We start from the raw sequence: 15043 nt of genomic DNA, 5'->3' as shown, positions 1-15043 counted from the left end.
ATCAAGACTTGGGGTTATTCCCATTCGATAGTTGCAGGTGGCTTGCCTGAAATATCGTAAACCACGCGGGAAATACCGTCGACTTCGTTGATGATGCGGTTTGATACGCGGCCCAGGAAATCGTATGGCAGATGTGCCCAATGAGCGGTCATAAAGTCGATGGTTTCAACGGCGCGCAGTGACACTACCCAATCGTACTTACGTCCATCGCCCATCACGCCTACAGAGCGAACAGGTAAAAACACCGTAAAGGCTTGGCTAACTTTGTTGTAAAGGTCAGCTTTGTGCAGCTCTTCGATGAAAATCGCATCGGCGCGGCGCAGCAGATCGCAGTACTCTTTCTTTACTTCACCAAGCACACGCACGCCTAAGCCTGGGCCTGGGAATGGGTGGCGGTAAAGCATGTTGTAAGGCAGACCTAACTCAAGACCAATCTTACGCACTTCGTCTTTAAAGAGTTCGCGCAGCGGCTCAACCAGACCTAATTCCATATCATCCGGCAGACCGCCAACGTTATGGTGTGACTTAATCACATGGGCTTTACCGGTGGCGCTACCCGCTGATTCAATCACGTCTGGGTAAATAGTGCCTTGGGCTAACCATTTCGCGTTAACGCATTTCTTAGCTTCTTCGTCGAAGATTTCAACGAACACACGGCCAATGATCTTACGTTTCGCTTCAGGATCGGCTTCGCCTTTCAATGCATCAAGGAAACGGTTTTCTGCATCCACGTGAACAATGTTTAGACCGAAGTGGTCGCCAAACATTTCCATCACTTGTTTCGCTTCATTTAAGCGCAACAGACCGTTATCAACGAACACACAGGTCAGCTTCTTGCCGATAGCACGGTGCAGCAGCATAGCCACAACCGATGAATCCACACCACCCGACAGACCTAAGATAACCTCGTCATCACCCACTTGTTTTTTCAGGCGCTCGATAGCATCTTCGATGATTGAAGAGGGTTTCCAGTTAGCGGCACAACCACAGATGTCTAAGGCAAAGTGCGACAGCATACGCATACCTTGACGGGTGTGGGTTACTTCTGGGTGGAACTGTACGCCGTAGAAACGTTTTTCCTCACAAGCCATGGCCGCAAATGGGCAAGTGTCGGTTTTAGCAACCGCAACGAAACCTTCAGGGATCGCCGATACTTTATCGCCGTGGCTCATCCATACGTCGAGCAGTGATTTACCTTCGCTACTTACCGCATCTTCGATGTCTTTGAACAGGGCTGATTGCGCTAACATTTCAATCTGTGCGTAACCAAATTCACCTTCACCAATACCTTGGATTACCTTGCCGCCCAATTGCTCAGACATGGTTTGCATGCCGTAGCAAATACCTAATACAGGTACGCCAGCATTGAATACATATTCAGGTGCGCGCGGAGAATTATCGGCGGTCACGCTTTCTGGGCCACCGGCTAGGATAATACCGTTAGGCGCAAATTCACGGATTTGGGCTTCGGTTACGTCCCAAGCCCATAATTCACAATAAACACCAATTTCACGGATACGGCGGGCAATCAGCTGGGTGTACTGAGATCCAAAGTCTAGGATGAGAATCTTATGCTCATGAATATCGCTCATGGGTAACCTTTATTTCATTTTTAATTTTAACAACTTCGGCCATGGCCTGCGGCTTTACCGAAGGTACGACAAAACTTAATAACGAGGCGGCTAAAAGCCGCCCCATTTCAAACGATTAAGAACCTGAACGGTAGTTCGGTGCTTCTTTGGTGATAGTCACGTCGTGAACGTGGGACTCACCCATACCCGCAGAGGTCACTTTCACGAATTGGGCTTTTTCATTCAGCTCAGGAATAGTGGCGCAACCGGTCAGACCCATACATGAACGTAGGCCGCCCATATGTTGATGGATGATTTCCTTCAGCTTGCCTTTGTAAGGCACGCGACCTTCGATACCTTCTGGTACCAGTTTGTCGGCAGCGTTATCCGATTGGAAATAACGGTCAGAAGAACCTTGAGACATCGCACCTAATGAACCCATACCGCGGTATGACTTATAGGCACGACCTTGATAAAGCTCAGTTTCACCAGGTGCTTCATCGGTACCCGCAAACATTGAGCCTGCCATGATGCAAGATGCACCGGCTGCTAAGGCTTTAGCTAAGTCACCAGAGAAACGTACACCGCCATCAGCGATAACTGGGATACCTAAGTGTTTAACAGCAGCTGCTGCATCGGATACCGCAGTGATTTGTGGCACGCCCACACCGGTTACGATACGAGTAGTACAAATAGAGCCTGGGCCAATACCGACTTTAACCGCGTTAACACCGGCTTCAACTAAGGCTAATGCGCCTTCAGCGGTCGCGACGTTACCACCAATGATTTGTAAGTCTGGGTATTTCGCGCGGGTTTCACGGATACGTTGCAGAACACCTTCAGAGTGGCCGTGTGATGAGTCAATCAGTAGCACGTCAACGCCTGCTTTAACCAGCGCATCAACACGCTCTTCGTTACCTGCACCAGCACCTACTGCAGCACCAACACGTAAACGACCTAATTCGTCTTTACAGGCATTAGGTTTACGCTCGGCTTTTTCGAAGTCTTTAACAGTGATTAAGCCCTTCAGTTTGTAGTTGTCATCAACCACTAGGACTTTTTCGATACGGTTAGAGTGCATTAATTGCTGCACTTCATCTAACTTAGTCCCTTCAGCAACCGTGACTAAACGCGATTTTGGCGTCATCACTTCTTCTACGGTTTTGCTCCAGTCGGTCACGAAACGTACATCACGGCCAGTAATAATACCTACTAGTTCGTTCGCTTCATTCACTACTGGGTAACCCGCAAAACCATTTTTAGCGGTTAATACTTTCAGATCGGCAAGGGTCGTCGAAGGTGTCACGGTCACAGGTTGTTGAACCACACCGGCTTCGTAAATTTTTACTTTACGCACTTCTTCGGCCTGCATCTCAATACTCATGTTTTTATGAATAAAGCCTAAACCACCTTCTTGCGCCATCGCAATAGCAAGGCGAGCTTCTGTCACGGTATCCATTGCAGCGGACACCAGCGGAATATTCAGTTCGATTGTTTTGGTCAGGCGAGTTTTGAGAACAGCAGTATTTGGGAGCACAGTTGAGTGCGCAGGAACTAATAACACATCGTCAAAAGTCAGCGCTTCTTTGATTAAACGTAACATAGGCAACATCTCCCCATATGTAGGATATAAGAGTATTAAGAGGTGAAATATTGCGGCGGGATTATACCTTGCATGTTGGGTGCGGTAAATGGAAAATAACGAAAAATCCCCATTTGTACGCGAAATTCCATGCAAGCTGATAACAACAATGTTTATACCGTCTCTCGCCTCAATGGAGAGGTCAGGCAAATTCTCGAAGGACAGCTTGGCAGAATTTGGCTTAACGGTGAAATTTCCAACTTTTCATCCCCAAGCTCAGGCCATTGGTATTTAACCTTAAAGGATCATTTTTCGCAGATCCGCTGCGCCATGTTTAAGGGAAAAAATCAGAACGTCAGATTCAAACCCGTCAATGGTCAGCAGGTGTTGGTACGCGGCGCGATTAGCGTGTACGAACCCCGCGGCGACTATCAATTACTGATTGAGTCTATGTTACCTGCAGGTGATGGTTTACTTGCCCAACAGTATGAAGCCCTCAAGTTGAAGCTTGCAGCTCAAGGATTATTTGCTGCCGACACTAAAAGGGAACTTCCTAAAAATATCCAGCGTATTGGAGTCATAACCTCGCCCACGGGCGCCGCCGTTCGCGATGTGTTGCATGTGCTCGCAAGGCGCGACCCTTCTATTGAAGTCATTATTTATCCGACCCAAGTACAGGGCGAAAATGCAGACCTTAATATTTGTCAGGCCATTAACATCGCCAACCAACGACTCGAAGTCGATGTACTGCTGTTAACCCGCGGCGGTGGGTCGTTAGAAGATTTGTGGTGCTTTAATAGTGAGGCGTTAGCTCATACCATCTATAACAGCGCCCTGCCCGTTGTAAGCGCGGTTGGACATGAAGTCGATACCACTATCAGTGACTATGTTGCCGATGTGCGTGCCCCCACACCATCAGCAGGTGCAGAGCTGCTTTCCCAAGACAGCGAGAATAAGAGTCAGCGTCTCGCTACTGTGCTTAGCCGCTTAAAGCAAAGCGCCAGTCACTATCAGCTTAAACAGGAAAGACGCTTAAGTTTGCTCGAGCACAGACTGCAACGCTTAGATCCTAAACGCAACTTGCAACAATTTGAGCAGCGTTTCGATGAAATGCAACTGCGTTTAGAGTCCGCCCTATCGCAGCGCTTACATCTAATGGCTCGACGTCATCAGCTACTTGCTAGCCGTCTTGAGCAGCAATCACCCAAACACAAGTTAGATCTTGAGACCAATCGCTTAAGCTATTTAGCCAGTCGTTTGCAAGATGCGATGCAAGACAAACTCCATCAAAGCGAGCAGCGTATAAAGTACGTCGCCCATCAGCTTGCAACCGTCAGCCCTTTAGCAACATTAAGTCGCGGCTACAGCATTACCACAGATTCAAGTAATCAAGTGATCGAAGATACCGCCAAGCTGAATATTGGCGACAGCATTTACACTCGTTTACTGCAAGGCAAGGTAGTATCAACGGTTACAGAACTCATCCAAGAGCCTTAACTACCTGTTTAAAAGAGTATTGACGGTATTTAGCTGGTAACACCAACAAAAAAGGAACCCTCGGGTTCCTTTTATCTGTTCGCTCAACTTAGCTTTTTACAAAACGCATTATTTAGTTTTGCGATCTTTAATATGGCTTAGGGCGCGTTTACGACGACGCTCTTGGCTCATAGTCAGCTTTTCAACTTTGTTTTCAAATGGGTTATCTCCCTCTTGGAAACGCAGTTGGATTGGCGTGCCGACTACTTTCAATGAACGACGGAAGTAGTTCATCATGTAACGCTTGTAAGAGTCCGGCAACTTGCTCACCTGGTTACCGTGAATAACCACGATTGGCGGGTTATAACCACCTGCGTGGGCGTATTTCAGCTTCACGCGGCGACCGTTAACCAATGGCGGCTGATGGTCATCCTGTGACATCTGCATAATACGGGTCAACATAGAAGTACTGACGCGACGAGTCGCACTGTCGTAAGCTTCTTCAATCGACTCGAACAGATGACCCACCCCAGTACCGTGCAATGCAGAAATAAAGTGAATACGGGCAAAATCGATAAAGCCTAAACGGCGGTCAAGCTCACTCTTAACCCGATCTTTAATGCCTTGATCGATTCCGTCCCACTTGTTGACGGCGATAACCAAGGCACGGCCTGCGTTAAGGGCAAAACCTAACAGACCTAAGTCCTGCTCGGCGATACCTTCACGTGCATCAATGATAAGCAGTACGACGTTGGCATCTTCAACCGCTTTTAAGGTTTTAATGACCGAGAACTTCTCGATAACTTCATGGACTTTACTGCGACGGCGCACCCCAGCGGTATCGATGATCACGTACTCGCGGCCATCGCGCTCCATAGGAATATAAATGCTGTCGCGGGTGGTGCCAGGCTCATCGTAAACCACCACACGCTCTTCACCTAAGATACGGTTAGTCAGCGTCGATTTACCCACGTTTGGCTTACCGATGATCGCAAGCTTAATCGGTAAATCTTGTAGACGTTTCTGTTCGGCTTCGGCTTCTTCTTCGGTGTACTGACGCTCGTCGACTTCTTCCTCTTCGCCTTGGCGTTCAATACCCATAGCTTCGGCGTAAGGTGTCAGGGCGTATTCAATCATGTTGGTCACGCCGCGACCTTGGGCGGCAGCCATTTGATAGACTTCGCCTAAACCTAAAGACCAAAACTCAGCACAAGCCGAATCGGCATCAATACCGTCAATCTTGTTAGCGACAACGAAAGTGGTTTTCTCGCGGCTACGCAGGTGCTGGGCAATTGACAAATCCGCGGCAGTTAACCCCGCACGCGCATCGGTCATAAATAAAACAACATCGGCTTCTTCAATGGCGGCAAGGGATTGCTCGGCCATCTTAGTTTCGATCCCCTCTTCAGTGCCGTCGATACCGCCGGTATCCACTACGATAAATTCATAGCCGGATAGGAATGCTCGACCATATTTACGGTCACGTGTTAGGCCAGGAAAGTCAGCAACCAGCGCATCACGCGTACGCGTAAGGCGGTTAAATAAGGTGGATTTACCGACGTTCGGCCGACCAACAAGGGCCACTACAGGGATCATGATTTTGCCTCTAAAAAACTTTTCAATAAAAAGCCCCCGGAACACACTTCCAGGGGCTCTACAAGGATAACACTTTTAACTAAGGAAGTGTTACAACAGCGAGCTTTCCACTGCGACCTTGCACGTAGATTTTATCATCCACCACTAATGGCTGGCTGAATAATCCAGAGCTATCCACTTGGACTCGACCCACGATACTGCCCGTGCCGCGGTCAATGAAATGTACATAACCTTCAAAATCACCTACTACCAAATAGTCCTTATAGACCGCTGGCGAGGTTAATGTACGGTTAGCTAGTTCAGAGTTGCTCCACAGCTCTAAACCGTTGCGCTTATCTACAGAATAGATGCGGCTATGGTCATCCACCAGGAACAAGCTTAAACCTTCTGAAGCTAATTCGTTAAAGCTAGAATACTTACGCGACCAAATCACGCGACCAGTACGCAGCTCCATCGACACTAAGTTGCCATTGTAGCTTACCGCATACAGGTTATCGCCTAGGATAAGCGGCGTCATATCTACGTCAGCCATACGGGTAAATTCATTACCACCCGTTGGATTATAGATAGGTTGCTCCCAAGCAGCTTGGCCGTTGTTTTTAACCACAACCGCCACTTTGCCATCGGCGGTACCGATAAAGAAACCACCCGCCTCATAGGCCGCAGCACCCGTGCCTCTTAAGGTCAGATTAGGTAGCTGCATCTCGTAGGACCATAGTTTATCACCTGTGTCTACGTTAAAGGCTTCAAGGGAACCTGAGCTCGTGCTCACAACGACCACATCATCGGCAACGGTAGGTTTAGAAAGTAACTCACCACCCGCAACGACATGCCATAAGACTTGACCGTCTTCAGCATGTAGCGCTGCTAATAGACCGCTCTCACCACCGACGAAAATTTTATTTCGCGCAGCGGTAATGCCAGAGGCTAAACGCGCACCTTTGTTTTTAGACAGGGCATTATCACGAAACTCTTCGCTGAAATCCTTAGTCCAAACTCGCTCACCCGTTGCTTCATCAAAAGCAACGACTTCACCATAACGGTCGGCAGCAAAGATTTTACCGTAACGAACGGCAGGCGTGAGGCGAGAATAGTAATCCCCAACCCCATCACCGACAGAGGCGCTCCAACTCACTTCAGGAAACACGGTTACCTGAATCGCAGTTAACTCACTTACCGGTTCTTCTTCAATATCGCTAGAAGAACAGGCGGATAACAGAGCTAGGCTTAACCCAGCGGCTAGCAGGTTCTTGCACCAAGACTTCATCAAGGGATCCCTTATGCTTGATTTAGATTATCAAGTTTGATTTTTAGCGCAGGGCTGGTGACGACACCGCCATTGTCCATTGCCGCTTGATAGGCAGATTTTGCTTTATCGGTTTGACCTTGACGCACAAATAAGTCGCCTTTTAGCTCTTCACGTTGCGCCACAAACGCTTTATCCGTGACTTGTTCTAAGGTCGCTAACGCACCGTCAACTTGACCTTGTTCCGCTTGAACGCGGGCTAAACGCAGTGTTGCGATAGAATCTAAGCCTGCGCCAGGTTTTGCCGCGATGACTTTTTTCAAAGCTTCCTCAGCTTTAGCAAAATCGCTTGCTTCAACCGCAGATTTTGCCACGATTAAATCTAACAGTGCTTGATAACCTTTTTGGTCGTGGTTCTTAGCGAACGCTTCCGCCCCAGCTAACATTGCCTTTTCGTCAGCCGTTTGAGTCATCAAGGCTTGGAATGCAACAGAGGCTTCTTCTGCCTTTGCCACTTTATGATCAGAGTATGTATTCCAACCGTATAGGCCGCCTAAACCAACGACCGCCCCGATAACAACCGAGGTACCATAGTCTTTCCAGAACTGCTTGATAGCATCAACTTGTTGTTCTTCTGTGCTATAAATTTCCACGCGCACGTCCTCTTAATTAGTTGAGATCTGCTAAAAATGCCGTTAACGCATTTCGAGCCACTCGTTGTTGTTCGTTGTCATTGCGTAAATATTTAACGGTAACCACACCCTCGGCTAATTCTTCCTCGCCGAGGAGTAAGGCCACTTGTGCGCCGCTTTTATCGGCACGCTTCATTTGCTTCTTAAAATTACCGCCACCACAGTGGCTCATTACACGAAGGTTCGGTAATGCAGAGCGCAGCTCTTGGGCAACCTTAATGGCTTCCACTAGGCAGCTATCGCCCATCGCCGATACATAAACGTCGACAGCAGCAGGAATATCCTGGGTCAATTCAAGGGTTTCGAGTAATAAAACGATGCGCTCTAACCCCATAGCAAAACCAACTGCAGGGGTATCTTTACCACCAAGCTGAGCGACTAAACCATCGTAGCGACCGCCCGCAAGGACTGTGCCTTGTGAGCCTAAGCTATTGGTAACCCATTCAAAAACCGTGCGATTGTAGTAATCTAAACCACGAACTAAGCGCGGATTAACTCGGTATTGGATGCCAACGGCGTCAAGGAGTTCACGTAATTGTGCAAAATGTTGTGAAGATTCTTCGCCTAAGTAATCCATCAGCGCGGGCGCATCCGCCAAAATGGCTTGCACGTTGGCATCTTTCGAGTCCAGAACACGCAGTGGATTGCTGTACATACGGCGTTGACTGTCTTCGTCGAGCTTATCTTTATGCTGCTCAAGGAACGCAATCAGTGCTTCACGGTACGCGGCGCGCTCAGCAGGATCGCCTAGGGTGTTTAGCTCTAGTGTCACATGCTCAGTAATGCCAAGTTTTTCCCACAGACGGGCGGATAACATCAACACTTCGGCGTCAATATCGGCGCTACCAATACCATACACTTCAACACCAAATTGATGGAACTGGCGATAGCGACCTTTTTGTGGGCGCTCATGGCGGAACATTGGGCCCATGTACCACAGGCGTTGTTCTTGGTTATACAACAGGCCGTGTTCGTTACCAGCACGGACTGTAGAGGCAGTACCTTCAGGACGCAGGGTTAAACTGTCACCGTTACGATCCTCAAAGGTATACATTTCTTTTTCAACGATATCAGTGACCTCACCAATAGAGCGTTTGAAAAGATCGGTATTTTCCACTATTGGGGTGCGGATTTCACTGTAACCGTAAGCCGCTACGCTTGAACGTAATACGCCTTCCACTTTTTGCCATAGAGGACTTTGAGTTGGCAGAATGTCATTCATTCCGCGAATCGCTTGGATCTGTTTTGCCACTGTATCGACTCGTCCGATTTCGCTTAATTAATAAAAATGTCAGGCATTATAGGCTTTTCAATACTAAACGTAAAATGACCCCGTTTGCTTTCGGGGTCTAGCTCAAGCCTTGGGAGTGTTCACTGCAATGGAATGAATTACTCAGTTGTATCTTTTACCTGAATACGATTAGCCATTTGGCTGGCCTTGGCGCGAATTTTTGCTTCGAGGGAATCCACGAGGTTATCGTTGTCAAAGCGCTCTTTTTGGCGCTCCCCCTCATCATAGTAACCACTTTTACGATGCCCACCGGTGAGACCAATGTGCGACACTAACGCTTCACCTGGACCATTCACCACACAGCCGATAATCGACACATCCATCGCGGTCGTCACATCTTCGAGGCGTCGCTCAAGCTCATTCACTGTGCTAATTACATCGAACTCTTGGCGCGAGCAAGAAGGACAGGCAATGAAGTTAATGCCGCGGCTACGGATACGCAGGGATTTTAAAATATCAAATCCGACTTTAATTTCTTCAACAGGGTCGGCCGCCAATGAAATACGCAGGGTATCACCAATACCTTCGGCAAGTAGCATACCTAAACCCACGGCAGATTTAACCGCACCGGCGCGGGCACCTCCGGCTTCGGTGATCCCTAAATGCAAAGGTTGGCGAATTTGCTTGGCTAGTAAACGGTAAGACTCAACCGCAAGGAACACGTCGGATGCCTTCACACTGACCTTAAATTGGTCGAAGTTGAGACGGTCCAGAATATCCACATGGCGCATGGCTGATTCGAGCAGCGCCTCTGGCGTGGGCTCTTTATATTTGTCCATCAAGTCTTTTTCTAATGAACCGCCATTCACACCAATACGGATAGGAATATTTCTATCACGGGCAGATTCCACCACGCTGCGGATACGCTCTTCGTTACCGATATTACCCGGGTTGATACGCAGGCAATCTGCGCCATATTCGGCTACTTTGAGGGCAATACGGTAATCGAAGTGGATATCAGCGACTAAAGGTACTCTAACTTGCTGTTTAATCTGCTTAAAGGCTTCGGCGGCATCCATGGTGGGCACGGAGACACGCACAATATCGGCGCCAACGTTTTCCAAGGCGCGGATTTGAGCCACAGTCGCCTCGACATCGGTCGTCTTTGTATTAGTCATCGATTGCACGGCAATCGGCGCCCCATCACCAATCGGTACATTACCGACATAAATACGGGTAGAAGGACGACGTTTAATCGGTGTTTCGCTATACATACTCAATACGCTCTTTTTCGGTACAACTGTGTTTTGCGTCTTTATGACCTAAGCCTTTGGAATAGTCAAACGGGCAACACGTCCTTTGGGATATTCTGCAAGGCTAATGGCTTGCCCATCCACACTAAAGCTCGTAACTACGGTTGGTGCTCCGAGAATGACTTTAAAGGGTGGCACGCCGCTAACCTGAATATTGGCACCCGCGCCGCGAACGCCATCAACAATCGCTTTGCCATTGGCATCGAGAATATTGATCCAGCAGTCACCGCTCAGTTGAATATTGATAGTTGATTGGCCCGCAATAGGTGCAATTTCAGTCGCAGCAGTTTGCGCTGTGCTTGGCTGGTTAGCTTCAGCAGTACTAGTCGGCTGACTCGCTACTGCCTGATTAACCGTTTGAGTGACCACTTGTGCAGCCGTCTGCGCTTGAGCCTGAGCACCATTTTGACCCTGCATTTGTGCAGCGTTCGTCGAATCCAGATTCTCAGCATCCATTGGACTTCCCGGTATATCCATTGCACCTTCTGCACCATTTTCCGCGGTTGCAACAATAGTGCTAGGATCAGTGTCTTGCACTGGACCGTCGGTTGCCATCGAGCCATTCACAGCGATATCGGTTAAACGCTCACTTGCGTCGGTCTCCGTCAGCAACACATCACCGGGCAAGGTTAGGTTTGCCGCAGCGACTTCTTCTGCTGTGGGCTTAGACACATCGATATGGGCGACCATATTGGTACGCTGTACCCACCACGCCACAAAGGAGCCAAATAACACGGCTACGATGACAAAGCTCAACCATTTTAGGCGGGTATCTCGAGCTTGATGCGTTGTTTTGCGGGAAAAACTTTGCATTGCAGGTGGCGTGACTGTAGGCACTTGACGCGCTAAACAAGCTTCAATCTGGGCATTATCAATACCGAGCATGCGGGCGTAATTTTTAACGTATCCACGCACATAGGTTGAAGAGGCGATATTGGAAAAGTCATCGGCTTCGAGATTTTGCACAATACTAGGACGCAAATGCAGCTTCACTGCTGTATCTGCAATGCTAAGACCCATTTGCTCACGGGCTGATTTAAGTAAAGATCCAAGCGTTACATCAGACGCTGTAGCTGAAGCTTCTTCGTTAGCTTGCAGATCAACAGACGCATTGATTTCATTATCTTTCATCGATTCAAATTAACTCTATATTGCTTGGCTTGAAGCGATGAGGGAAACTTGGCCATCAATATAATGCCAAATCTCTGAACGGCTGCATCATCATTCAACGCCTGCTCAATTTTGATTCCGAGCGCTAAACTCTCTGGAGATTGAGCCGCCACTTGGTGATAACGCGCTAGTTGATTACGCGCTTGGAGATAATCATTCAAGCTTAGGTCAAGCTCAGCCAGCTCCAGCAATGACACCGAACGTCTCGGGTCATACTTTAGCGCCATCTGAAAATACTGTCGTGCCTTTTGTTTTTGTCCCGCTTCTCGGCTGCAAAGCCCGAGGTTTTCATAGCTAGAAGCTGTACGGGTATATTTGGGCATTTCAATTGCAGCCAAAAACATTTTTTCAGCTTTGTCGTATCGTTTTTGCTGACACAAAAACACCCCGAAGTTATTAAAAGAATCGCCCGTGACGTCCTTGGTATTAATAGCGTTCTGATATGCCTGTTCTGTACGGACTAAATCGCCCACGGTTTGATAGTAATAAGCCATGGCAACGTGCACATCTTCAAGCTCAGGCGCATATTCAATTGCTCTATCGAGATTATATTTAGCTTGTTCCGTGTTACCCCGATTCAAATAGGTTAAACCGAGCTGCATACGTTCCCTCGCGGCAGCAACTTTGTCTAATTTGCGCTCAGATACCGGCACATCCGTCCCAGAATAGGTACGCTCAGTCACACAACCTGTTGTGAATAACGACAGTGCAATGGCTAACGATAACCCTGACAATCCATGCTTCATGGGTAAACCTATAAATCTATGCAAACAAAGAGTTAATTCATTGTGACCGAAATCTGGTTTTCTTGCATGCGTTTTTTTGCTAAACGTTTAGTTCTGTCGCGAATATCACCCGCTAACTGACCACAGGCCGCATCAATATCATCACCACGCGTCTTACGCACAATCACAGTTAAACCATATTCCATCAAGACCTTTGAGAAGCGATCAATGCGAGAATTCGACGAACGACCGTAGGGAGAGCCCGGGTATGGGTTGAACGGAATCAGGTTCACCTTACAAGGGGTGTCCTTCATTAATTGAGCTAATTCATGGGCTTGCTCTGTGCTGTCATTGATGTGGTCAAGCATTACATACTCAACGGTCACACGGCCACGGTTAGCGTTAGATTTAGCAATATAACGACGGATACCCGCTAGGAATTCCTGCAGCGGATATTTTTTGTTCACTGGCACTAAAATGTCGCGCAGCTCATCGTTCGGGGCGTGGATACTCACAGCAAGTGCTACATCGAGGGCATCACCTAATTTATCCAACGCTGGCACAACACCAGAGGTCGATAGGGTCACGCGGCGCTTTGATAAACTAAAGCCGAAATCATCCAGCATGATGTCCATGGCAGGGATAACGTTTGCGAGGTTAAGCAGCGGCTCGCCCATGCCCATCATCACCACGTTGGTGATTGGACGCTCACCGGTTTCTTTTGCAAACCCTAAGAAGTGAGACACGCGCCAAATTTGACCCACGATTTCAGAAACGGTCAGGTTACGGTTAAAGCCCTGCTGTGCCGTAGAGCAGAAGGTGCATTCGAGGGCACACCCCACTTGCGATGACACGCACAAAGTGGCTCTGTCATCTTCAGGAATATAAACGGTTTCTACTTCCTGACCTTCGCCCACGTTAATAGCGAATTTAATCGTACCGTCGGTAGACTTTTGGAAGCTTGAAATTTCAGGTGCCACGATTTCACAGCGCGCCGCCAATTTTTGGCGAAGTACTTTGTTGATGTTAGTCATCTCTTCGAAGTCACTGACACCGAAATGATAGATCCACTTCATCAGTTGATCGGCACGGAAAGGCTTCTCGCCAAGATCCGCAAACAATGCACGCATCGCCTTACGATCAAGGTCTAATAAATTGATCTTTTTTTCACTCATGGGACTAACCTCAACACCAAAACCTGCAACAGGGCGGCGAATTATACAGATGCAAATAAATTTTAGCCAGCAACTCCACACGCCCTATGGTAGAATCATCGCGGGCTAATGTGGCCTAAATTATGGAGTTGTAATACCACCTTTATGTTAACCCTCATTATTATAGTGCTTGTCGCTGTGGGAATTTCCTTTCTTTGCAGCGTGTTCGAAGCCGTCCTGCTTTCTGTCACCCCAAGCTATATCGCCTCCCTCGAGCAATCCGACGCGCCCGCTGCTGCTAGATTACGCAAACTCAAAGAAAACGTAGAAGCGCCGCTCGTTGCTATTTTAACCCTTAACACTATTGCACACACAGTAGGTGCAGCGGTTGCGGGGGCTCAAGCTGCCAAGGTGTTTGGGGACGAAATGTTGGGGGTATTCTCCGGTATATTAACTTTCCTGATTTTATTCTTTTCCGAAATTATTCCTAAATCCGTAGGTGCCAACAATTGGCGCCGTCTGGCGCCGAGTGTATCAATCGCCATCACTTGGATGAAGCGGGTAACAAAACCGCTGATTTGGATGTCACTCCAAGTTACGCGTTTATTAGGCAAAGGCGAAGAAGGGCAATATATCCGCCAAGAGATGAGCGCCATGGCCAAAATCGGCCAAGAGTCCGGGGAGCTCGATGAACAAGAATCAAAGATTCTGACTCAAATGCTAAGCGCACGTGATGTACCGGTAACCGCCATTATGACCCCCCGCACTGTGATGTTTTCTCTGCCTGTTTCGTTAGAGCAAACTGAGTTCGTAAAACTTTACCGTGACAAACCCTTTAGCCGAATTCCGGTATTCGACAAGGATCACGATGACATTATTGGCTACGTCACCCGCACCGATGTTTTACTCGCCGAGCGTTACACTCCAAATGCGCCGATTGGCGAGCTCAAGCGAAGCCTGTTTGTGGTACCCGAAACGGCTAAGATTTTGCCACTCTTTGAGCGCATGATTAAACGCAATACTCAAATCGCCATGGTGGTGGATGAATACGGCAGTAGCCAAGGGATTGTGACCCAAGAGGACATTATCGAGTCGCTATTAGGTCTTGAGATTGTTGATGTGAACGACCCTGCCACCGATATGCAACAGCTGGCGCGAAAACTCTGGACCAAACGGATGAAACAAAAAGGCATTCGCCTCTCCGATGACGGTGACTTCGAAGCCGCCGCCGAAGACGATGAGTCCAAATCGGGATAAGCGGTCAATCAGCTACGTAAGATAGTTAAG

Annotated in this window: 12 protein-coding genes; 2 read left to right on the top strand and 10 right to left on the bottom strand. The window is 48.2% G+C overall.

Features of this window, described 5'->3' with window-relative positions:
• Window positions 1–14: 14 nt before the first annotated feature.
• On the bottom strand, window positions 15–1592 hold the full coding sequence (gene guaA, locus K0H61_RS05305) for a glutamine-hydrolyzing GMP synthase (protein WP_220051698.1): 1578 nt from the start codon (window positions 1590–1592) through the stop codon (window positions 15–17).
• Window positions 1593–1707: 115 nt separating this feature from the next.
• Complete coding sequence (gene guaB / locus K0H61_RS05300) at window positions 1708–3174, bottom strand: IMP dehydrogenase (RefSeq protein ID WP_220051697.1); 1467 nt, start codon at window positions 3172–3174, stop codon at window positions 1708–1710.
• A 129-nt stretch (window positions 3175–3303) separates the two neighbouring features.
• Between guaB and xseA the strand changes: the two genes are divergently transcribed.
• Window positions 3304–4650, top strand: coding sequence for an exodeoxyribonuclease VII large subunit (gene xseA / locus K0H61_RS05295; protein ID WP_220051696.1), 1347 nt, complete (start codon window positions 3304–3306; stop codon window positions 4648–4650).
• Between the two features lie 108 nt (window positions 4651–4758).
• On the opposite strand, the gene der is transcribed toward xseA, so the two are convergent.
• The 8 genes from der to rlmN form a co-directional block, all read right to left on the bottom strand.
• On the bottom strand, window positions 4759–6225 hold the full coding sequence (gene der / locus K0H61_RS05290; protein ID WP_220051695.1) for a ribosome biogenesis GTPase Der: 1467 nt from the start codon (window positions 6223–6225) through the stop codon (window positions 4759–4761).
• 79 nt (window positions 6226–6304) lie between these two features.
• The gene (bamB, locus tag K0H61_RS05285; RefSeq protein WP_220051694.1) at window positions 6305–7492 is read right to left on the bottom strand and encodes an outer membrane protein assembly factor BamB; all 1188 of its coding nucleotides are present in this window, start codon (window positions 7490–7492) and stop codon (window positions 6305–6307) included.
• A gap of 11 nt (window positions 7493–7503) precedes the next feature.
• A complete protein-coding gene (locus K0H61_RS05280; RefSeq protein ID WP_220051693.1) occupies window positions 7504–8124 on the bottom strand; it encodes a tetratricopeptide repeat protein in 621 nt (206 codons plus the stop codon).
• Window positions 8125–8140: 16 nt separating this feature from the next.
• A complete protein-coding gene (hisS, locus tag K0H61_RS05275; protein ID WP_220051692.1) occupies window positions 8141–9415 on the bottom strand; it encodes a histidine--tRNA ligase in 1275 nt (424 codons plus the stop codon).
• A 137-nt stretch (window positions 9416–9552) separates the two neighbouring features.
• On the bottom strand, window positions 9553–10668 hold the full coding sequence (gene ispG, locus K0H61_RS05270; RefSeq protein WP_220051691.1) for a flavodoxin-dependent (E)-4-hydroxy-3-methylbut-2-enyl-diphosphate synthase: 1116 nt from the start codon (window positions 10666–10668) through the stop codon (window positions 9553–9555).
• Window positions 10669–10716: 48 nt separating this feature from the next.
• Window positions 10717–11838 (bottom strand): RodZ domain-containing protein, encoded by a 1122-nt coding sequence (locus K0H61_RS05265; protein ID WP_220051690.1) that lies wholly within the window; start codon window positions 11836–11838, stop codon window positions 10717–10719.
• Window positions 11835–12623 carry a type IV pilus biogenesis/stability protein PilW gene (gene pilW / locus K0H61_RS05260; protein WP_220051689.1) on the bottom strand — a complete coding sequence of 263 codons (789 nt, stop codon included), beginning with the start codon at window positions 12621–12623 and terminating at the stop codon, window positions 11835–11837. Before pilW ends, K0H61_RS05265 begins: the two co-directional genes overlap by 4 nt.
• 32 nt (window positions 12624–12655) lie before the next feature.
• Complete coding sequence (gene rlmN, locus K0H61_RS05255; RefSeq protein WP_220051688.1) at window positions 12656–13777, bottom strand: dual-specificity RNA methyltransferase RlmN; 1122 nt, start codon at window positions 13775–13777, stop codon at window positions 12656–12658.
• A 144-nt stretch (window positions 13778–13921) separates the two neighbouring features.
• Between rlmN and K0H61_RS05250 the strand changes: the two genes are divergently transcribed.
• Complete coding sequence (locus tag K0H61_RS05250) at window positions 13922–15013, top strand: CNNM domain-containing protein (RefSeq protein ID WP_220052484.1); 1092 nt, start codon at window positions 13922–13924, stop codon at window positions 15011–15013.
• Window positions 15014–15043: the final 30 nt, after the last annotated feature.

The organism is Shewanella acanthi (assembly GCF_019457475.1).
Lineage (GTDB): Bacteria > Pseudomonadota > Gammaproteobacteria > Enterobacterales > Shewanellaceae > Shewanella > Shewanella acanthi.
The sequence above is the reverse complement of the archived record's forward strand: the minus strand, read 5'-3'. Positions and strand labels throughout refer to the sequence as shown.

Excerpts from the sequence above, each read along its gene's own strand:
- guaA (WP_220051698.1), bottom strand. The coding sequence starts at position 1,592 with ATGAGCGATATTCATGAGCATAAGATTCTCATCCTAGACTTTGGATCT.
- guaB (WP_220051697.1), bottom strand. The coding sequence starts at position 3,174 with ATGTTACGTTTAATCAAAGAAGCGCTGACTTTTGACGATGTGTTATTA.
- xseA (WP_220051696.1), top strand. The coding sequence starts at position 3,304 with ATGCAAGCTGATAACAACAATGTTTATACCGTCTCTCGCCTCAATGGA.
- der (WP_220051695.1), bottom strand. The coding sequence starts at position 6,225 with ATGATCCCTGTAGTGGCCCTTGTTGGTCGGCCGAACGTCGGTAAATCC.
- bamB (WP_220051694.1), bottom strand. The coding sequence starts at position 7,492 with ATGAAGTCTTGGTGCAAGAACCTGCTAGCCGCTGGGTTAAGCCTAGCT.
- ispG (WP_220051691.1), bottom strand. The coding sequence starts at position 10,668 with ATGTATAGCGAAACACCGATTAAACGTCGTCCTTCTACCCGTATTTAT.
- K0H61_RS05265 (WP_220051690.1), bottom strand. The coding sequence starts at position 11,838 with ATGAAAGATAATGAAATCAATGCGTCTGTTGATCTGCAAGCTAACGAA.
- pilW (WP_220051689.1), bottom strand. The coding sequence starts at position 12,623 with ATGAAGCATGGATTGTCAGGGTTATCGTTAGCCATTGCACTGTCGTTA.
- rlmN (WP_220051688.1), bottom strand. The coding sequence starts at position 13,777 with ATGAGTGAAAAAAAGATCAATTTATTAGACCTTGATCGTAAGGCGATG.
- K0H61_RS05250 (WP_220052484.1), top strand. The coding sequence starts at position 13,922 with ATGTTAACCCTCATTATTATAGTGCTTGTCGCTGTGGGAATTTCCTTT.